Origin of the sequence: Swaminathania salitolerans (assembly GCF_007988945.1) — a bacterium.
GTDB classification, from domain to species: domain Bacteria; phylum Pseudomonadota; class Alphaproteobacteria; order Acetobacterales; family Acetobacteraceae; genus Swaminathania; species Swaminathania salitolerans.
The window spans coordinates 677,891-697,516 of sequence record NZ_BJVC01000001.1; the positions used below are offsets into that span (position 1 = coordinate 677,891).

A 19,626-nucleotide genomic window follows, 5' to 3' on the forward strand; every position below is an offset into this window, starting at 1 on the left:
CCTTGCGTATCTGATGACTTTTTCGCGGGAGATGATTCATGACCGGACCGAACCAGGAACAATGGGCAAGCTGCGCCTATGACGTCCGCGCCCAGCTCGGGGAGGGGCCTGTCTGGATCGCCGAGGAAAAAGCGCTCTATTTCGTCGATATCGTCAACAAGCGGGTCCACCGGTTCGAACCCGGAACCGGGAAGGCGACGCATTTCGATGCTCCCGACAAGGTCGCGTTTCTGCTTCCGCTCGAAGACGGAACATTTCTCGCAGGGGTCAAGGACGGGCTCTATCGTTTCGACTCTTCCGATGGGTCGTTCCGCAAGGAAGTCGACGTCGAGCCCGATCTGCCCGGCAACAGGCTGAATGACGGATGCGTGGATATCTACGGGCGCGGATGGTTCGGCACGATGGACGATTCGGAAGAAGCCGCGAGCGGGTCGCTCTACAGCGTTCGTCATGAGGCATCCGGCTTCGTGCTGCGCAAGCACGATACAGGCTATACGGTTGCCAATGGTCCGGCAGTCTCCCCCGATGGCCGTACGCTCTATGCCTGCGATACGCCGAGCGGGAACATCTACCGGTTCGATATCGCGGCGGATGGCAATCTGGTGAACAAGCGCGTCTTCGTCCATCTGCCGGAAGACAAGGGCTATCCGGATGGCGTCGTGACCGATTGCGAGGGAAATGTCTGGAGCTCTACCTGGGGTGGGGGCCATGTCCGCTGCTTCACGCCCGAAGGGGTGGAGCGTTTCGCTGTTCGGGTGCCCGCCACGAACGTGACGAAGGTCGCTTTCGGCGGCCCCGACAGGAAGACCGCCTATGTAACCTCTGCGCGACAGAATCTTTCTGCCGGGACTCTCGCAGGCGAGCCACATGCCGGGAGCGTCTTCACCTTCCGCTCCGACAAGGCCGGGCTGCCGCAGCACCGGATCCGTCTCTCAGCCTGACAGGAGTTCCTGAAGCAGCGGGATGAGAGGGCGGTCGGGGTTTGGCATGGGATAAGCGTGCAATGCCTCGGGAGACACCCAGGCGAGTTCCTGCCCCTCCCGTCCGACCGGATCGTGACGCCATCGCCTGCATATGAAAAGCGGCATGAGAAGATGGCGCCCTCCGGAGTTCTCGGAGACGAAGGTCAGGGGAGCGATGCAACCGGCGCTGAGATCGACTCCGAGTTCCTCGTGAAGCTCGCGGATCAGGGCCTGCTCTGGGGATTCGTTGTGTTCGACCTTTCCTCCGGGGAATTCCCACAGACCGGCCAGGGGTTTGCCCGGAGGTCTGCGGGCGATGAGCACCCTGTTTTCCCGGTCGACGAGAACGGCGGCCACGACGAGCAATATCCGGGGCGCCGCTGAGGCAGGGCGTTTCGTCGCGATGCCGTCCGGGACCGTCCCGGCGCCGGAAGCGGCGGGCATTGCTGTGGCGGTTGCAGGGCCGGTGGGCCGGGGCGTCATGCCCGGGTCATGATCGGCGGAGGTTTCTGCTGAAACGGTGCCGAGCCGGGCCGCGACGGAAGAGAAGCCGGAACGGGCGAGGGACATGGTCAGGACAGGACAGGGTTCGCCGCCACGGGAGAGAAACGCGATGGTCGTGCGTCCCGCCTCGGAAAATCCGAGCCGCCTCAGCAGGGCGATCGATGCCGGATTATCCTGCGCGACATCTGCGAGGATCTGCGAGGCCGGAAGGGTCTCGAACGCCCACGCGACAATGCGGGTGACGCAGAGGGTAGCGATACCGCGGCCCCAATGGGCGCGCCCCAGCCAGTAACCGATCCGCGCCGCCCTGCCGGGGGCATCGAGCGAGACGCCGATGCAGCCGATCAGCGCCTTGTCGTCGCAGATCCCGAAATGCCATGCCTGTCCGGCGCTCTGACGCTGGATGGTGCTGCCGATCCAGCGATCGGCGAGCTCCCTCGGATAAGGAAAGGGGAGATGGCTCAGCATCCGCACCACGCTCCAGTCATTGACCAGACGGTGGATGTCCGCACCATCGGACAGGCGAAGGGGGCGCAGCCGATAGGGAGCGATCTCGATGGAGGCGGTCATGAATCGGCGGCGGCAGGCTTTATTCCCGCGCGGCGAAGGAGATCGCGAAGCGCATTGATCACGGGGAACACCTCCTGGTTCCTGTCGCCGCCGAGGTCGCGCCAGGCCTGCTGCTCGAGCTCCACGATTTCCCGGTCCTCGGCGAAGATGCGGTTCGTGAAGCCGACGAGCAGAGGCCAGGCCAGTTCCAGAGCTCCCTTGAGCCTGGGGCGTCGTATCGAGAGAAGGCCGAAAACGCGGCAACTCATATGCGCCTCGTCCTGCGGGACATAGACAATCCACAGATCCATGACAGGAGGTGCATCCCCGGTGCGGATGCGCAGCGTCTGATAGGGATATTCCGTGCGGATCGTCATGACGTCGCGATGGGCGTATTTTGCGCTCGCATCGCGTCTCTCGCCGAAAATGAGGGTTTCTCCCCAGGGCTGCTTGCCCCCGGTGCGGGCGAAACTGTAGCGCGCCTCGACCATGAGCGGCTCGTTTTCGCCGCCGAGATAGCGCGGCTTCATCTTGCCCATCTGCTTCGAGTGCATGAACTGATGATTCATATCCATCAGGTTTTCATGCATGAAGCTGTAGTGACACTGGACGGTCTCGCCGAAACGACGGGTTTTGTAGGCCGGATCGGCAACCGAGCCCAGCCGCGGGAACGGAACCGTTTCCGCCTTTGCGGGATCTCCCGGGAAGACGAAGATCAGCCCCTCCACCTCGCGGCAGGGATAGGTGCGTACGCCGTTGGGCAGCTTGCCCTTGCCGAGATAGGGAACATCGATACAGCGCCCCGAACGTCCATAGGCCCATCCGTGATAACAGCACTGGACGGCCTCTCCCTCCACGCGCCCCTTGCTGAGTGGCACCTGACGATGCGCGCAGCGATCTTCCAGAGCGAAGACGGCACCTTCCTCGGGGCGGACGAGGGCGATCGGCTGGCCGGCAAAGCGCGTACCGATCGTCTTGCCCTTCCTGAGCTCGTGCGACCAGGCGACCGGATACCAGTAATCCGGGTCGCATTTGACCTGACGCAGGTCGATGGTCTCGCTGCCCAGTCTCATCCGGTCGGAGCTGCCCTGCGGGAGATCTGCGAGGGTGGGCGTGTCGGTCATAAGGCTTTCCGTCATGGGTGTTCTGTCGAGACCTCCATTGGGGCGACCGACCTGCGGGGGCGGGCCGCGCGATACGTGACGCAGTGTTGGACCGGACATTAGCAGGCTTGGAGGGCTGGCGAATAGCGGGTTTATCGCGCCCGCCCGCGACCTCTCCGGCCCGCTCCGCCACCGCAGGCAGGTCGATTCACAAGCGAAACGCAAGCATCGCGTCTCGCCTGTGAGGGGCTTTCGCGCAACATAATGCTGGTCCGCTGCGTCAAACTGTGTTTTTCATGTCTCATTCGGTTCGATATCGAAAGAAAGTCTCCATTTCGATATTGTAACGTATTTCCGGCGCTGCCTAGACTGCCTCTCGTTCCCATCCCATGGAGAGACAGCACAAACGATGTCCACAAAACGAAGAATACTGGCCGCGGCGACGCTTCTCACACTGCCATTCGGGTTCGACTGTGCGCTGGCGGAAACGTCTTCTGCAAAGCACACGACCGCTCGCGCTAAAAAACAGGGCACCGTGCATCACCGGACATCGATCGGATCGGATCAGACTCTCGCCTCGGTTCCCAGCAAGGCCCGCACGCGTCACGCCCGCGATGCGAGCGGGGATTCGGGTGAGTCGGTGATCGTGACCGGGACCCATGCCTTCAACCGCAAGGCCCGTGACAGCGCCGTCCCGGTGACCGTTCTTTCCGGGGCCACCCTGCGCCGGTCGGGACAGCTCAACCTCGCCGATGCCATCACGCGTGTCGATCCGTCGATCACGGTCACGGCGAATGGCGCCGATGCGGGTGCGCTGACTTCCGCCATCCGGATGCGCGGGCTCAATCCGAACGAGGTGCTCGTTCTGGTCGACGGCAAGCGTCGCAACACCACCGCCAATATCTATGCCGATGCAGGGCCGCAGCAGGGCTCGACCCCGGTCGATCTGAACATGATCCCGGCGGGTGCGATCGATCATATCGAGATCCTGCGCGACGGTGCCGCGGCGCTTTACGGTTCCGATGCGATCGCAGGTGTTGTCAACGTGATCACCAAGAAGACCAGTCACGGGATCAACACCGTCGCCCAGACCGGCGCGAATGCCTATAACGGCTCGGGCTGGCAGTATCTCGTCGGTGCCGATGGCGGGGCGAAATGGGGCAAGGACGGCTTCGTCCATCTGAGCGGGCAGGTCTATCACACCGATCATTTCGTCTCGAAGCTGCGCAGCACCAACGATCACCGCTGGACCCCGGGCGCAAGCTGGCCTGCGAATTCCAACAAGATCCTGTCCATGCCGGAGGAAACGCGCGAAAATCTCTCGATCGAATGGGGCAAGGGGATCGTCGAGGGACTCCAGACCTACGGCCTCATCACCTATGCGCATCGCCATGCGGAGTCGATCCAGAATTATCGCCTGCCCAGCGTGGCGCCGAGCGCCTATCCCTATGGATTCTCACCGCTCGAGACGATCGAGGAAAATGACTTCCAGGCCAATCTCGGGCTCAAGGGCGACGATCTTCTGGGGTTCAGCTGGGATCTGAGCACCCTGTACGGCCAGGACGACAACGATATCGGCAACAAGAACACCTTCAACCCGAATTACTACAAGGCTTATGGCTTCTCGCCCACGACCGTGAGGACGCAGAGCTATTCGCTTGCGCAGTGGACGAGCAATTTCGATGCCCGGCGGCGCTTCCGCATTGCCGATACCGTGCCGATGACGCTCGCTTTCGGCGCCGAGCACCGGCTCGAGATGTACAAGATCATGGCCGGCGAGGAAGCGTCCTACGCCCTCGGTGGGACGCAGGGTTTCGCAGGTCTTACGCCGCAGAACGCCGGACGCTGGCAGCGCAATATCTGGGCCGGTTATGTGGACAGCGATTTCCATCTCCTGCCGCACTGGGATCTCGATTTTGCAGGGCGGTTCGAGCATTACACCGATGTCGGAAATACCGAGAACGGGAAGGTCACGACGCGATACGACATCACCAGCCGCCTTGCCGTGCGTGCGACGATCAGCAACGGCTTCCGCGCGCCGACCATGCCCGAGCAGTATTACAGTGCCCTGAACGTCTCACCGACCGGCGCGTCGGGTCTGCTCCAGACCGTGGGCGCGGCCGGTCAGACGATCGGCGCCCAGAGGCTGAAGCCGGAGCGTTCCACCAGCGCGGAAGGCGGAATCATCGCCGAACCGGTCAAGGGATGGCATATCTCCGCCGATGTCTATCAGATCAACATACGCGACCGCATCATCGGGTCGGCGACCGTCAACGGCCAGACGGCTCTGGATGCGATCACCCTGACCGGCGTGCAGCTTCCGGGCTCCGGCGGTGGCGGATTCGATCTCGATAATGTGACCGCGAACTATTTCGCAAACGTCGCGAGCACACGCACCCAGGGTCTGGATATCCAGTCCGACTATCTTCTGCGTCTCCATCGTTACGGGACGCTCAATCTCAGCATGATGCTCAATCTCAACCGGACGCGCATCCATCACGTCAACACCAATGCCTTCGGCGAACCGGCGGCCAATGCACAGACGATCGGCTATCTCACGACCGGCTCGCCCAGAAGCAAGATCATCCTGAATGCCTACTGGTCCTATCATCAGTGGGATGTGAACCTGCGCCAGACGCGTTACGGCGAAACCAAATCGCTCCTCAGCTATCAGGATCTGGCGCCTGCCGGCCTCAAATATTCGAACACGCAATGGGCCGAATTCAAGAATACGCCCGCATGGCTTACCGATATCGAGGTCGGCTACCGGTTCATGGAGCACTGGCACATGGCTCTGGGCGTGAACAACATCTTCAACCAGCGCCCCCGCCATGTGAACCCGATCAACAACTATCTCGGCCCGAAGATCTATGACACCGATTCGTCCGGAATTCCCATCTCCGGCGCCTATTATTACGGCCGCCTCAACGTGACGTTCTGAGGCAGGGACGCGGAGGCGTCGTCTCCGTCAGGTTCCGGCCTGACGGACACGGCCCGGAACGGGGTTTCGTCTTCGTGCCGGGCGCCTATCCGTCCTGTCAGCCGCTTTCTCCCGCCTTGTCGGGCTTTTCGGGGCGGGTCGCTTTCCGGTCGGTTGCCTTCCAGGTGCGGCTTGCGTGACTAGGAGCGGCTTTCGGGGCCCGTCTTCTCGAGGGGCGCGCCGCGCATGTCGCAACAGGCTTCGAAATGATCGATGAATTGCGCTGCGACCCGCCCGGAGCGGCTTCCGCGTTCCATCGCCCATTCGAGCGCCTTGCGATGCAGGATATCGCGCGCCTGATCGAGCCCGCGCGCCGCGGCGTAGGTGTCGACGATGGAGAGATAGATGTCCTGCGAGCATCCATGCAGGCCGATCCAGAGACCGAAACGATCGGAGAGGGAAACCTTCTCTTCGACGGCTTCCTGGGGGTTGATCGCGCTGCCGCTTTCGTTCTCCATCATGTCGCGCGGCATGAGGTGCCGCCGGTTCGACGTGGCATAGAACAGGACATTTGCGGGACGACCGAGAAGCCCGCCATCGAGAACCGATTTGAGCGATTTGTAATCCGCATCCTGCGTTTCGAAGGAGAGGTCGTCGCAAAAGAGAATGCAGCGTCGCGGCTGGTCGCGCAGAAGATCCAGAAGACGCGGGAGGCTCGAGAGATCGTCCCGGGCGATCTCGATAAGGGCCACGCCGTGGGGGATCTCCCGGTTGACGGCTGTGCAGCAGGCCTTGACGAGGGAGGATTTTCCCATGCCGCGCGCGCCCCACAGCATGACGTTGTTCCCCGCGCGCCCCGAAGCGAAATGCCGCGTATTGTCGAGAACGAGGCGCTTCTGACGCTCGATCCCGCGTAACAGATCGAGATCGACCCCGGAAATGCCGGGAACGGCCCGCAGCGTGCCCGTGCTGCCCTGCCAGACGAAAGCATCGGCCGTATCGAGCGATGCGGGTGTGGCCGGAGGTGGGGACAATCTGTCCAGAGCGTCTGCGATCCGGTCCAGTCTGGTGAGTAAATCGGGGTGCATCGTCAACTCCGTCAACCGCAGGACTCCTTGACGTGCTGTCCCGAGGAATTATGGTCCGGACCCTATCCGGCGGGCTTGAGGGCACGTCCGGCCCGGCAATGCACTGACATATGGAATAAAACCATGCTCGCCAACAGCGGGATTATCTCTTTCCTACCGATGATCCTCGTGTTCGTCGTCTTCTATTTCGTGCTCATCCGTCCGCAGCAGGCGCGCCAGCGTGAGCTCAAGGCTCAGCTCAACGCCCTGCGTCGCGGCGATCGTATCGTGACGAGCGGGGGTATCGTGGGCACGGTCCAGCTGGCCCGTGAGGGGAGCAAGGAAATCGAGGTGGAGATCGCGCCGAATACCCGGATCCAGCTCATGCGAGAGAATGTCTCCCAGGTTCTGACCAGCACGGCGAAGCCCGCGAACGACGCAGCGAAGGCCGCCAAATAACGGGCCTTCCGACACGCTGCGCACGAAAAGAAGCTGCGCACGAAAAGAAAAGGCCGCCCGGTTCGGGGCGGCCTTTTTCCGTTGCAGCCGGGGGGCGCCGGGCCGGGTCTCAGGCGGAGAGGAGTTCCGCTTCGGCAAATTCGTAATTCGCCAGCTTGTCCAGATAGTTCGTGATGTAGTCCGGACGACGGTTGCGGAAGTCCAGATAATAGGCGTGTTCCCAGACGTCGAGGCCGAGGAGCGCGCGCCCCTGACCCTCTGCGAGGGGGTTCGAACCGTTGGCGGTCTTGGTCACGGCCAGTTTGCCGTCCTTGCCCAGAACCAGCCATGCCCAGCCGGAACCGAACTGCGTCGTCGCTGCCTGCTTGAAGGCGGTCTTGAAAGCGTCCAGCCCGCCCAGATCCTCGTCGATCTTGGCTGCGAGCTTCGTGGGGATCCGGCCGCCATTGGGGGCGAGATTCTTCCAGAAGAGAATGTGGTTCCAGTGCTGACCGGCATTGTTGAAAACCGGCGCCTGGCTTGCATCGCCCTTCACGGCGAGAATGATCTCGTCGAGGCTCTTGCCCTGAAGCTCGGGCTTGGCTTCGACAAAACCGTTCAGGGCCGTGACATAGGCCTGATGGTGCTTGCCGTGATGAAGCTCGAGGGTTTCCTGGCACATGCCCGAAGCGGCGAGCGCTCCGGTCTGATAGGGGAGGGAGGGCAGTTCGAAAGCCATGGTCTCGTCTCCTGGACTGTCATGGTGAGGACAAAGCGGAGCTGCTTGGTCTTCCAAGCCAGCTATGGTGTGGGACGCAATTCGTCAACCCGTGCGGTGTTCCTGCTGTTTCTGCAGGTCCCTCCGGGGTGAGTCTGTCACCCCTCGTGGTCCGGCGTGGCGGGCGGCGTATGGACCACACTCTTCTCGACCGCGCCGAGAAGGGATGCGTAGTCGTCATTTGCATGGCGCTTCACCAGCAGGGAAAGGGCCTGGTCGGCAACCGCGATCGCAGGGCAGAATCCGTGCGTCTGCCGCACTGCCGAAACCAGAAGCCCCATATCCTTCGACATGAGACGCGCGGGGAACTGGGGGGAGAAATCGTGCCGGGCCGCCGCGGCGAGCTTTCTCTTGTGGTGGGGCGAAATCACGGCGAGTTCCGAGAGCGCGTCATAGAGCACGGTCCGGTCGAGCCCGCTTCCGAGCCCGTATCCGACGGCCTCGGCTATGATGGCGAGCGTACCCCCCATGATCCCGTTGACCACGAGCTTGAGCCGCGTACCGGCCCCCACAGGGCCGGCGTGAATGGTGAGTTTGCCGATCGCATCGAGCACCGGACGGGCCGCCTCCAGATCGGCCACTTCCGCACCGACGAGCATGACGAGCTCACCACGTTCGGCTTCCGGCGTGCTGCCCGACATGGGCGCATCGACGAAACGCAGGTCATGTGACCGTGCCGCGCGACAAAGCCGCTCGGTCGCATCCGGTGAAACCGTGCTGCAATTGACGATCATCGTGCCGGGGGCGCATCCCGCCAGAAATCCGTCTTCGCCTTCGGCAGAGGCGAAAAGGCTCTTGTCATCGGGAACGCAGACCACAACCAGATCGGCGCTTTCGGCGAGACTTTTCGGTGACGGGCAGGTTTGCACCTCGTCGTCGCCCGTCCTGCCGGACGGGGTATAGACGGTCAGCGCGAAACCGGCGTTGCGGAGATTCTTGCCCATCAGGCGGCCCATGGCGCCGTAGCCGACGAAGCCGACCGTCCGGATTGAGGTGTCTTTCATGTGATCGTGTCCCTTTTCGAGCGACTCTTCGGTATGTCGCAGGGTTCAATGCCTGATCCCCCGGAGAGGTTCCGGTCCGGTCTGCCCCGGGTCTTGCCCAGGCCGGCCGGAAGGCGCGGATCGTGTCGGGAAAAATCCGGTCCGGATCCTCTCAGGCACGATTCCCCTGCCGTCGGGTCGTATTCACAGGATTCCCTCACGGCGGAGAACCGGGATCATCCGGGTCAGGGCGGGTTCCATCGTCTCCAGCGGCATGATCCCGAGAGCAGGCAGATTGGCGATGATCAGACCGTCGGGCAAGGCGGTGAGAAGCCCTGCCCGGTAAGGAATGCGCGACCAGGGTATGCCGTAGGACTCGATGGTCGTGAGATGGGCGGTGATACCGAACGTCACGACCAGTCTCAGGCTCGCGAGAGACCGGAGCAGGGCGGTCAGGGGATCGAGTTGCGATGTCGCCATGGAAACCGGCTCATCCGCCTGCGGAGGGGTTCCGCCCAGATCGTGATAGACGGTGCCGTGCGGCATTTCCCGGTTTCCGGGGCGGAAGAACCGGGTTCCCAGCCGGGACTTGTCATGAGGGGAGAGGGCGGTGAGGCTGACGACGAGAATGCGGACATTTCCCTCGGTATCGGCATGGCTATGCATTGCTGAAAGACAGGATAACGCGCGGTTGCTCAGTTCTCGAAATCGTCGTCGACAATATCGGCAGGGTGGCGTATCGGAGCGGCGCGCGGGCGAGGGGGCACGTCGCTCTGACGCCGGGTGAATTCCGCCGCGATGTCCCCCAGTTCGACGAACTGGTCCACCTGGCGGCGCAGATCGTCGCCGATAAGCGCGGGGGAGGCGCGAAGCGAGGAAATCGCCGTGACCCTGATCCCGCGTCTTTGCACGGCATCCACCGCGCGGCGCAGATCGCCGTCGCCGCTGAAGATGACCGCGTGATCGATGCGATCCGCGAGTTCGAGCAGATCGACGGCGATTTCGACATCCATGTTTCCTTTCACACGACGTCGCCCGTTGTGATCGGTAAATTCCCGGGCCGGCTTCGATACGAGCATGTAACCGTTATAGGCGAGCCAGTCGGTCAGCGGCTTGAGGGGAGAATAGTCCTCGGTTTCCGGTATGGCTGCATAGTAACATGCGCGCAAAAGTTTTGTATTTGTCTTGAAGTATTTCAGAAGTCGGCGATAATCTACCTCAAATCCTACCGTTTTTGCGGTATAGTAGAGACTTGACCCGTCTATGAATACGGCGGTTCTTTCGCTTTTCTCGAGCATATCTTGCCTAATGTCATTTCTTGATTCAGGGATAAGCGGCCATCGAAGTGATGGCTTCGATTTTTGCATCTTTAACCAGTTTCGAACTCTTAATATAGTGACAACCTCAGGCAACTTCTTCACGGCTCAGGCTGGGGGCGGTCACTGTCGGGACGCGCCGCCGTCCTCGCGCGCCGAGGAAGTTGTTTGCTCCGGCTTCGGCCTCGTGCTATTTTGGCCAATTCATATGGATCTGCAGAGACTGGTTGGGATAGAGTAATGGCACGTGTAACCGTCGAAGACTGCATCGAAAAGGTTCCGAACCGCTTCGAGCTCGTTCTTCTCGCTGCCCAGCGCGCGCGCGGGCTTTCGCGCGGCGAGGAAATGACGATCGATCGCGACAATGACAAGAATCCCGTGGTCGCATTGCGCGAGATCGCCGATGAAAAGGTCAATCTCGGCGCGCTCAAGGACGGAATCGTGCGGTCTCTGGCGCGGGCCCCCGAGCCAGAGCCGGTCGATGAGGAGGTCATGGATCTGATCCCGACCGATCAGAATATCTTCGGTCTTCAGGATGTCTCCTCCGAAGAGGAGCAGGCCCATATGGCCGAGACATTGTCTCCTGCCGAGCTCGAGGCATCGTTCGAGGCCGAATTCGGCGGTCGCGGCCGCCGCTGAGCCGGGTCTGGGCTCCCGGGAGAACGGTCCCGGGAGCCGCGTTACGGAAAACCGTGAAAGGCCGAACGGCGCATGGGGGTATCAACAGGAGAGGAGAAGCGTATCGTGTCCGAGACAATCCTTCCCACTCCTGAGCCGCCGGCTGCGATCCCCTCGATCAGCGGTCTGTTGCGACGGGTCGCCAGCTACGATCCCGAAGCCGATCTCTCGCGTATCGAGGATGCCTATGCGGTCGCGGAGCGTGCCCATCGGGAACAGAAGCGCGACAATGGCGAGCCCTATATCATCCATCCGATCGCGGTTGCGAATATCCTCGCCGGATTCCGGATGGACGTGCCGTCCATCGTGGTCGGATTGCTCCATGACACGGTCGAGGACACAGGCGTCACCCAAGCGTTCCTGAAGGAGCGTTTCGGAGAGACCGTGGCCAATCTCGTGGATGGCGTCACCAAGCTGACCCGCCTCGAGCTTCAGTCCGATCGCACCAAGCAGGCAGAGAACTTCCGCAAGCTCGTTCTGGCGATGTCGCGCGATATCCGTGTGCTCATCGTGAAGCTGGCCGACCGCCTGCACAACATGCGGACGCTCCATTACGTCCAGCGACAGGACCGTCGTCTGCGCATCGCGCGCGAGACGATGGACATCTACGCGCCTCTGGCCGAGCGTATCGGCATGGACCGGGTGAAGACCGAGCTCCAGAATCTTTCCTTCGAGCAGCTCGAGCCAGAAGCCGATACGACCATCAGGGCGCGGCTCAATTTCCTGCGCGGCCACGGGGCCGATATCATCGAGCAGATCCGGCGCGAGCTCAAAGGGCTGTGTGCCGAGGCCGGTCTCGCCCATGTCGAGGTCACGGGGCGCGAGAAATCGCCGTTTTCCATCTGGGCCAAGATGCAGAAGCGCAATGTCGCGTTCGAGCAGCTCTCGGATATCATGGCCTTCAGGGTGATCGTGCCGACGCGGGATGCATGCTACGCGGCTCTGGGCGCCATTCACGGCGCCTATCCGATGATTGCAGGGCGCTTCAAGGACTATATTTCCACCCCCAAGGCCAACGGGTATCAGAGCCTCCATACCGGTGTGACGCTGCGCCACCCGCGCAACCAGAAGATCGAGATCCAGATCCGCACGCCGGGCATGCATGACTTCGCTGAAAACGGCGTTGCCGCGCACTGGGCCTACAAGGAGCGGGACGAGGCTGCCGCATCGAACAGCGAGGTAGCGGCGCTCGGTCTGAACAAGCTGCGCTGGGTGCAGGATCTGCTCGAGATTCTCGAGGATTCCGAAGCGCCCGACGAGTTTCTGGAGAACACCAAGCTCGAGCTCTATCAGGATCAGGTCTTCTGCTTCACGCCCAAGGGGCAGCTCATTTCCCTGCCGCGTCGTGCCACGCCGGTCGATTTCGCCTATGCCGTGCACAGCCAGGTCGGCGATGCCTGCGTGGGGGCGAAGATCAACGGGCGGCTGATGCCCCTGCGCCACGAATTGCAGAATGGCGATCAGGTCGAGATCATGACCGCGCGCGGCGGAACGCCCTCCGCATCGTGGGAACGATTCGTGGTCACGGGCAAGGCGCGTGCGCGCATCAGGCGTCATGTCGCCTTGCAGCAGCGTCAGGTCAATCTCGATGGCGGTCGCACGGCGCTCGCCAAGGCCTTCCGTCAGGAGGGTGTCGATGGCAGCGAAAAGGTGCTCGAGACGCTTTTGCGCGATCTGCGTCAGGCTTCCATCGAGGATCTCTACGTTGCAGTGGGGACCGGGCAGCTCGGCCCACGCGACGTGGTCAACGCCGCCTATCCGGAATTGCGCCAGACACATCGCGCACCGCGCATGGTCCCCGGTCTCTCGGGGCGTCTGGGCAGCGGGGCAGGCGCGTCGGCCCGGTACGGCGCGCGGACGGGCTCGGTCATCAACGGAATCGGGACCGGTATCGCCACGCATTTCGCCGGATGTTGTCATCCTCTTCCGGGCGATCCGATCGTCGGGATCATCGCGCAGGGTAAGGGGGTGACGATCCATCAGCGCGCCTGCCAGAATCTCAGTGCCTTTTCGTCCACCCCGGAGCGTTTCCTCGAGATCGACTGGGATTACGAGGCGCTCTCCCAGGGTGAGCGCGGTGCGCCCCATATCGGGCGGGTCAGCGTGATTGCCGCCAATGAATCGAATGTGCTCGCGACCCTGACCAACACGGCCTCGAAACATCATGGCAGTGTGGTCAATCTGCGCATTCTCAACCGGCAGCTCGATTTCATGGAAATCCTGGTCGATCTCGAGGTGCGTGATGTGCGGCATCTCTCTGCGATGATCGCAGCCCTGCGATCATCGCAGGGCGTCATGCAGGTCGAGCGCGCCAGGAGCTGAGCGCGACATGATCAGGGGGATCGGCACGGATCTGTGCGACATGCGCCGGATCGCCCGTGCGATAGAACGCTCGGAAGGGCGTTTTCTCGAGCGGAGCTTCACACCGGCCGAGCGGGCTTATGCCGATACGCGCAAGGGCGAGGGGCGGCTCGGGATCCTCGCCAAACGCTGGGCTGCGAAAGAGGCCTTCGTCAAGGCGCTCGGGACCGGGTTTCGCGATGGCATACGCCTTACGGATATCGAGGTGCTGCAGGAGCCATCGGGCAGGCCCTTTCTCTCTCTGAGCGGGGAGGCTGCGACCGTCTTCCAGGCGATGGCAATGCCGGGGCAGCGTGTCGAGGCGCTGTTGAGCCTGAGCGACGAGGCGCCCTATGCCCTCGCCTATGTGGTCATCCAGTCCGTGCCGTCCTCGTCGTGAAGGCGCAACGCACTTAGACTGTCGCCAATTCCCTCCCGCCTGCGCTATGAAGCCGGTATGAACGAAAAGATCCGAGAGGCGCAGACCTCAGACCGCAGACAGGACACGCCGCTCGAGACGGTGCGCTTCGTCCTGTCCTGGCTCCTCGTGCTGGTCGTCATCCGTACTGTCCTGGTCGAGCCTTTCACCATTCCGAGCGGTTCGATGATTCCGACGCTTCAGGTCGGCGACTATGTTTTCGTGACCAAGTTCGATTATGGCTGGTCCCGATTCTCCCTGCCTTTCTCTCCCGATCTTTTCAAGGGGCGGATCTGGGGCGCGGCGCCCCATCGCGGCGACGTTGCGGTCTTCAGATACACGCAGAACACCTCGGAGGATTATATCAAGCGGATCATCGGTCTCCCCGGAGACCATGTGCAGGTGACAGGGGGCGAACTCTACATCAATGGCGAGAAGGTGCCCCGGCGCGCGCTCGGGGCCTATTCGGTCGACGATGAGAGGGGGGATGCACAGACGGGCATGCGTTATCTCGAGACCTTGCCGCCCAGCAAGGGCGGTGTTTCCGTCACGCACCAGATCCTGAAGCAGACCGACGCCGGAGAACCGAACAACACGCGCGAATATATCGTGCCAGAGGGGTATTTCTTCGCGATGGGAGACAATCGCGACAACAGCAGCGACAGCCGCTTCCAGGCCGATAACGGGCGGGATCTCGGCTATGTTCCCATGGTCAATCTGGTGGGCAAGGCCCGGTTCGTCTGGTTCTCCTACGAGGCCCGTCATCCCGTCTGGCAGTTCTGGCAATGGCCCTTCGAAATCCGCTGGAGCCATCTTTTCGCCGTGATGGATTGACGGGACCATGACAGGAGACGACCGGGTTCTCGATGCGCTTCAGGAAGCGCTCGGCCACCGTTTTTCGGACAGGGCGCTGCTCGAGCAGGCGCTCACCCATCGTTCTGCCGTTTCGGTGCGCAAGGGGCGGCGCGGTTCCCGTCAGGCCGGGCGGACGGCAGCTGGCGATTCCCCGGGGAAGGGGTCGAACGAACGGCTGGAATTCATCGGCGATCGCGTTCTCGGCCTGATCATGGCGGAATGGTTGCTCGAGCAGTTCCCGGACGAGCCCGAAGGCGCGCTCGGCCCGCGGCACGCATCTCTCGTCTCGCGCAATGCCCTGGCGCCCATCGCCGAGGAAATCGGCGTTGCTTCGGCCCTGCGTATTGCCGAGCATGAGGAGCAGGCCGGAATACGCGGACTGGCCAATGTGCAGGCAGATGCGATGGAGGCCCTGCTCGGCGCCGTTTATCTCGATGGCGGCCTTGCGCCTGCGCGGCGTTTCGTCCGGGCACGATGGCGGGGGCTTCTCACCGCACAGATCACCCCGCCGAAAGACCCGAAAACGGCCTTGCAGGAATTCGTGCTTGCACGCGGCTATCCTCTCCCGGAATACGAAACCCTCTCGATGGAGGGGCCGTCCCACGCCCCGCGTTTCACGATTTCCGTGACCGGAATGGGGCATACGGGGGAAGGCGTTGCCGGAAGCAAGAGACTGGCCGAGAGCGAGGCGGCGACCGCCCTGCTCCGGCGATTGAACCGTGGCCGGAAAGGCACGAAGGAAAGAACATGACGACACGCTGTGGTTTCGTCGCCCTTGTGGGCGCGCCGAATGCAGGAAAATCGACCCTCATCAACAGGATGACGGGCGCGAAGCTCTCCATCGTGAGCCCCAAGGCCCAGACGACGCGCTTCAGGGTTCTGGGCATTCTCATGCGGCAGACCACCCAGATCCTGCTCGTGGATACGCCGGGCATCTTCAAGCCGCGCCGCAAGCTCGACCGCGCCATGGTCGCTGCGGCCTGGACCGGTTCGCAGGATGCCGATATCTCCCTCCTGCTGATCGACGCCAAGGCGGGTATCCGCGAGGAATCGCAGGCCGTTATCGAGACGCTCGCGAAGCAGAAGCGCCGCGTCTGGCTGGTGCTGAACAAGACCGACCTGGTCAGCGCGCAACAGCTTCTGCCGCTTACGAAGGCCATCACCGACCAGCTTTCCGTCGAGCATGTCTTCATGCTCAGCGCGCGTTCGGGCGACGGGGTGGACGATCTGCTCGATCATCTCGCTGCGGAACTGCCGGAAGGGCCTTATCTCTACCCTGAGGACGATCTCACCGATCTGCCGGACCGCCTGCTTGCGGCCGAACTCGTGCGCGAGCAGATCTTCATGCAGACCCATGAAGAGATTCCCTATCAGGCTACGGTCGAGACGGAGAGCTTCAAGGAACGTCCGGACGGGTCCGTGCGGGTGGATGCGACGATCTATGTCTCGCGCCCCGGGCACAAGGCCATTCTCATCGGCGAGGGCGGTCGCAAGATCCGGAGCATAGGCGAGCGTGCGCGGATCGATCTGGGACGTCTGCTCGAACGCCCGTGCCATCTCTTCCTGAACGTGCGCGAGCGCGCCGGCTGGGATGAGGAAAAGGCGCGTTTGCGTGCAATAGGACTGGATGACGCCTGAGAAGTTCTTGTGAGGACAGGCATCGCCCTATAAGAGGGGCCGGGTTGTGAAACGGCCCTGTTCAGGTTGCAACGTATAGAGGAAGCGATGACCGAAACTTCTGCACGCTACAAGCGCGTTCTTCTCAAGGTTTCGGGCGAAGCCCTCATGGGCAAGGGATCCTTCGGGATCGAGCCGCAAATGGTCGAGGCGATCGCCAATGACGTGGCCGATGTCTCGCGGAGCGGCGTCCAGGTCTGTCTCGTGATCGGGGGCGGCAACATCTTCCGCGGCGTCGCTGCCGCCGCCAAGGGAATGGACCGGGCCCAGGGCGATTACGCCGGAATGCTCGCGACCGTGATCAATGCCCTCATGATGCAGAATGCCCTCGAACGCGCGGGGATCGACACGCGGGTCATGTCCGCCATCCAGATGTCGTCCATTGCCGAGCCCTATATCCGCCGCCGCGCCGTGCGGCACATGGAGAAGGGGCGGGTCGTCATCTTCGCAGCGGGCACGGGCAACCCCTTCTTCACGACCGATACGGCCGCGGCCCTGCGCGCGAACGAAATGGAATGCGACGTGTTGCTCAAGGGCACCCAGGTCGACGGCGTTTATTCCGCGGATCCGCGGCGCGTTCCCGATGCCCGGCGCTATGACGAGCTGTCCTATATGGATGTGCTGTCGCGGGATCTGAACGTCATGGATGCCACGGCCATCTCCCTTGCGCGGGAGAATCGTCTTCCCATCATCGTCTTCAATATCCACGCTGCCGGGGCCTTTGCCAGTGTCATGCGCGGTGAGGGACGTTTCACCCGTATTATCGAAACCGCCTGATTCCGCGTCGTCCGACGCGGTTCGCACGACCCTTCCAAGGAGAGAACGATGCCAGCTGAGCTGAACGACCTGCTCGACGACCTGACGCGCCGTATGGATGGCGCGATCGAGAGCCTTCGTCGCGACCTGTCCGGTCTGCGGTCCGGTCGCGCGAGTCCCAACCTGCTCGAGCCGGTGCGGGTCGAGGCCTATGGGGGGGAGGTTCCTCTGTCGCAGGTCGGATCGATCGCCGTGCCGGAGGCCCGGATGCTGACGGTCTCGGTCTGGGATCGCGGTCTCGTCGGGGCGGTCGAGCGTGCCATTCGCGATGCGGGTCTCGGCCTCAATCCCGCATCCGACGGGCAGATGGTTCGCGTGCCGATCCCCCAGCTGACCGAAGAGCGCCGGAACGAGCTGGCCCGTGCGGCGGGACGTTATGCCGAAAACGGCAAGATCGCCGTTCGCAACGTGCGTCGCGACGGCATGGACCAGATCAAGACCTTCGAGAAGAAGAGCGAGATCAGCCAGGATGACATGAAGACCTGGTCGGACGGCGTGCAGAAGCTGACGGATCAGTACGTCAAGAAGGTGGACGATATGCTCGCGGACAAGGAACGCGAGATCAAGCAGGTCTGATCTCACGCTGTGTCGTCCCTGAGGTCCCGCCCTTCACCGCTTGCCGGTCAGGCCACCGCCGCCGCGCCCCGTCATGTCGCCGTCATCATGGACGGCAACGGACGCTGGGCCAGGGCGCGCGGCAAGCCGATCATGGCCGGGCACCGCGCCGGTGCCGAGGCCGTGCGTCGCTGCGTGAAGGGAGCGATAGAAAACGGCGTGCGCTATCTCACGCTTTACGCTTTCTCCTCGGAAAACTGGCATCGTGCCGCTGAGGAAGTGTCGGATCTCACATCGCTCCTGCGCTTTTATCTGCGCCACAAGGTGGTCGAGCTTCACGAGCAGAAGGTCAGGCTCGATTTCATCGGCGACCTCTCCCGGTTCGATCGGGGGCTGCGCGAGGAGATGGAGCGGGCACGCGCCCTGACCGCGCATAACACCCGGCTCACGCTCATTCTTGCCTTGTCCTATGGCGCGCGCAACGACGTGGCGCGCGCGGCGCGCGACATGGCGCTTGCCGCCGCGAAGGGGGAGATCGACCCTGCTTCGATCAATGAGACCGCCTTCAGGGCGTTTCTCCAGACGTCGCCCTTTCCCGATCCGGATCTGATCGTCCGGACCAGTGGCGAGCGCCGATTGTCCAATTTCCTGCTATGGGAGTCGGCCTATGCGGAGCTGGCATTCCTGGACGTGATGTGGCCTGACTTCACCGAGGCCGATTTTGCCGCGCTGATGGCCGATTTCGCAGGACGCGAGCGACGCTACGGCAAGAGGCTCGCGCCGGACGGTGCGCTGTGACAGGTGCAGGACAGGATGCGCGCTGGTCCGATCTGAGGCTCCGTCTGCTCTCTGCGGCGGCGATCGTGCCGGTTGCGCTCATCTGTATCGTGCTCGGTGGCTGGCTCTACCGGACCATGATCTTTCTCGTCAGCATCGGGCTCGTGTACGAGGCGACGACCATGGCCGGTTTCCGGTGGCGTCGGAACGAGATCAGCTGGCGCGGCGTGCTGCTTCTTCTCTGGCCTGTCATGGCGCTCGTCGTGGCCCTCAAGGGGGAGTGGCGGGTCGCCCTGATGCTGACCATGACCGCCATCGCCTTCGGGGCGGTGCCATGGGCCTGCGTGGCGGTGGCGGGGTTTGGCGGCCTCTCGCTGTTGTGGCTGCGGGATCTGCCGGAAACCGGAATCGTCTCCGTTCTCTTCATCATTCTCGTTGTGATCGCGAGCGATAGCGGCGCCTATCTCTGCGGGCGTGTCTTCGGCGGGCCGAAACTGGCCCCGAGAATATCGCCGGGGAAGACCCGCTCGGGTGCGCTCGGGGGGCTGTGTGCAGCCGGTGCCGCCGGGCTGGCCGTTGCCTGGGTTTTCGGACAGGGCGGTCTGACCGGTGCGCTCGCCTGGGGGGGCATTCTCGGCTTTTCCGCCCAGTGCGGCGATCTGGTCGAGAGTGCCGCCAAGCGCCGGGCCGGGGTCAAGGATTCCGGGCGTCTCATTCCCGGCCACGGCGGATTGCTCGATCGCTTCGACGGTCTGCTGGCCGCGGCGCCGCTCGCCGCGCTCGTCTCTCTTGCCGTTCCCGGCTCTGTATTCTGGAAAGCGGGCCCGGCGGATCTCGTCACTTCTCTCTTTCATCCGCTCGCCGCTTTTTCCTCTTTTCCGCATTGATCT

Annotated in this window: 20 protein-coding genes; 13 read left to right on the top strand and 7 right to left on the bottom strand. The window is 62.8% G+C overall.

Annotated features, from left to right (window positions below):
- Positions 1-38: 38 nt before the first annotated feature.
- Positions 39-941, top strand: coding sequence for an SMP-30/gluconolactonase/LRE family protein (locus tag SSA02_RS02755; RefSeq protein ID WP_147092360.1), 903 nt, complete (start codon positions 39-41; stop codon positions 939-941).
- Here SSA02_RS02755 and SSA02_RS02760 read toward each other — a convergent pair.
- Together SSA02_RS02760 and SSA02_RS02765 are read right to left on the bottom strand one after the other, a co-directional pair.
- On the bottom strand, positions 933-2,036 hold the full coding sequence (locus SSA02_RS02760) for a bifunctional GNAT family N-acetyltransferase/(deoxy)nucleoside triphosphate pyrophosphohydrolase (protein WP_147092361.1): 1,104 nt from the start codon (positions 2,034-2,036) through the stop codon (positions 933-935). The genes SSA02_RS02755 and SSA02_RS02760 overlap by 9 nt on opposite strands.
- Positions 2,033-3,088: a Rieske 2Fe-2S domain-containing protein gene (locus SSA02_RS02765; protein ID WP_371859174.1), complete on the bottom strand. Its 1,056-nt coding sequence runs from the start codon at positions 3,086-3,088 to the stop codon at positions 2,033-2,035. Before SSA02_RS02765 ends, SSA02_RS02760 begins: the two co-directional genes overlap by 4 nt.
- A 439-nt stretch (positions 3,089-3,527) precedes the next feature.
- Between SSA02_RS02765 and SSA02_RS02770 the strand changes: the two genes are divergently transcribed.
- The gene (locus tag SSA02_RS02770) at positions 3,528-6,059 is read left to right on the top strand and encodes a TonB-dependent receptor plug domain-containing protein (protein WP_147092363.1); all 2,532 of its coding nucleotides are present in this window, start codon (positions 3,528-3,530) and stop codon (positions 6,057-6,059) included.
- Positions 6,060-6,238: 179 nt separating this feature from the next.
- On the opposite strand, the gene SSA02_RS02775 is transcribed toward SSA02_RS02770, so the two are convergent.
- Entirely contained in the window at positions 6,239-7,126 is an 888-nt protein-coding gene (locus tag SSA02_RS02775) for an ATP-binding protein (RefSeq protein WP_147092364.1), read from the bottom strand.
- 123 nt (positions 7,127-7,249) lie between these two features.
- On the opposite strand from SSA02_RS02775, the gene yajC reads away from it, so the two are divergent.
- Positions 7,250-7,564: a preprotein translocase subunit YajC gene (yajC, locus tag SSA02_RS02780; RefSeq protein ID WP_147092365.1), complete on the top strand. Its 315-nt coding sequence runs from the start codon at positions 7,250-7,252 to the stop codon at positions 7,562-7,564.
- Positions 7,565-7,673: 109 nt separating this feature from the next.
- Here the strand turns inward: yajC and SSA02_RS02785 are convergent, their stop codons facing one another.
- From SSA02_RS02785 to SSA02_RS02800, 4 genes are all read right to left on the bottom strand, one after another.
- Positions 7,674-8,282 (bottom strand): superoxide dismutase, encoded by a 609-nt coding sequence (locus SSA02_RS02785; RefSeq protein ID WP_147092366.1) that lies wholly within the window; start codon positions 8,280-8,282, stop codon positions 7,674-7,676.
- Positions 8,283-8,419: 137 nt separating this feature from the next.
- Complete coding sequence (locus SSA02_RS02790; RefSeq protein ID WP_264884146.1) at positions 8,420-9,367, bottom strand: NAD(P)-dependent oxidoreductase; 948 nt, start codon at positions 9,365-9,367, stop codon at positions 8,420-8,422.
- A 141-nt stretch (positions 9,368-9,508) separates the two neighbouring features.
- Entirely contained in the window at positions 9,509-9,970 is a 462-nt protein-coding gene (locus tag SSA02_RS02795) for a hypothetical protein (RefSeq protein ID WP_147092368.1), read from the bottom strand.
- A 29-nt stretch (positions 9,971-9,999) separates the two neighbouring features.
- On the bottom strand, positions 10,000-10,602 hold the full coding sequence (locus SSA02_RS02800; protein ID WP_147092668.1) for a LabA-like NYN domain-containing protein: 603 nt from the start codon (positions 10,600-10,602) through the stop codon (positions 10,000-10,002).
- A 258-nt stretch (positions 10,603-10,860) separates the two neighbouring features.
- Here SSA02_RS02800 and rpoZ point away from each other — a divergent pair, with 258 nt between their 5' ends.
- From rpoZ to SSA02_RS02850, 10 genes are all read left to right on the top strand, one after another.
- Positions 10,861-11,259: a DNA-directed RNA polymerase subunit omega gene (rpoZ, locus tag SSA02_RS02805; RefSeq protein ID WP_147092369.1), complete on the top strand. Its 399-nt coding sequence runs from the start codon at positions 10,861-10,863 to the stop codon at positions 11,257-11,259.
- Positions 11,260-11,331: 72 nt separating this feature from the next.
- Positions 11,332-13,620, top strand: a complete 2,289-nt coding sequence (locus tag SSA02_RS02810) for a RelA/SpoT family protein (protein ID WP_147092370.1) — start codon at positions 11,332-11,334, stop codon at positions 13,618-13,620.
- 7 nt (positions 13,621-13,627) lie between these two features.
- Complete coding sequence (gene acpS, locus SSA02_RS02815; protein ID WP_147092371.1) at positions 13,628-14,038, top strand: holo-ACP synthase; 411 nt, start codon at positions 13,628-13,630, stop codon at positions 14,036-14,038.
- A gap of 57 nt (positions 14,039-14,095) precedes the next feature.
- Positions 14,096-14,890 (top strand): signal peptidase I, encoded by a 795-nt coding sequence (lepB, locus tag SSA02_RS02820; RefSeq protein WP_147092372.1) that lies wholly within the window; start codon positions 14,096-14,098, stop codon positions 14,888-14,890.
- A gap of 7 nt (positions 14,891-14,897) precedes the next feature.
- The gene (rnc, locus tag SSA02_RS02825) at positions 14,898-15,662 is read left to right on the top strand and encodes a ribonuclease III (RefSeq protein WP_147092373.1); all 765 of its coding nucleotides are present in this window, start codon (positions 14,898-14,900) and stop codon (positions 15,660-15,662) included.
- Positions 15,659-16,549: a GTPase Era gene (gene era, locus SSA02_RS02830; protein WP_147092374.1), complete on the top strand. Its 891-nt coding sequence runs from the start codon at positions 15,659-15,661 to the stop codon at positions 16,547-16,549. The genes rnc and era overlap by 4 nt, the downstream gene beginning before the upstream one ends.
- Positions 16,550-16,636: 87 nt before the next feature.
- Entirely contained in the window at positions 16,637-17,365 is a 729-nt protein-coding gene (pyrH, locus tag SSA02_RS02835) for a UMP kinase (RefSeq protein WP_147092375.1), read from the top strand.
- 48 nt (positions 17,366-17,413) lie between these two features.
- Complete coding sequence (gene frr, locus SSA02_RS02840) at positions 17,414-17,980, top strand: ribosome recycling factor (protein WP_147092376.1); 567 nt, start codon at positions 17,414-17,416, stop codon at positions 17,978-17,980.
- Between the two features lie 18 nt (positions 17,981-17,998).
- Entirely contained in the window at positions 17,999-18,757 is a 759-nt protein-coding gene (gene uppS / locus SSA02_RS02845; RefSeq protein ID WP_264884147.1) for a polyprenyl diphosphate synthase, read from the top strand.
- Positions 18,754-19,623: a phosphatidate cytidylyltransferase gene (locus SSA02_RS02850; RefSeq protein WP_147092377.1), complete on the top strand. Its 870-nt coding sequence runs from the start codon at positions 18,754-18,756 to the stop codon at positions 19,621-19,623. The genes uppS and SSA02_RS02850 overlap by 4 nt, the downstream gene beginning before the upstream one ends.
- The last annotated feature ends 3 nt before the right edge of the window (positions 19,624-19,626 follow it).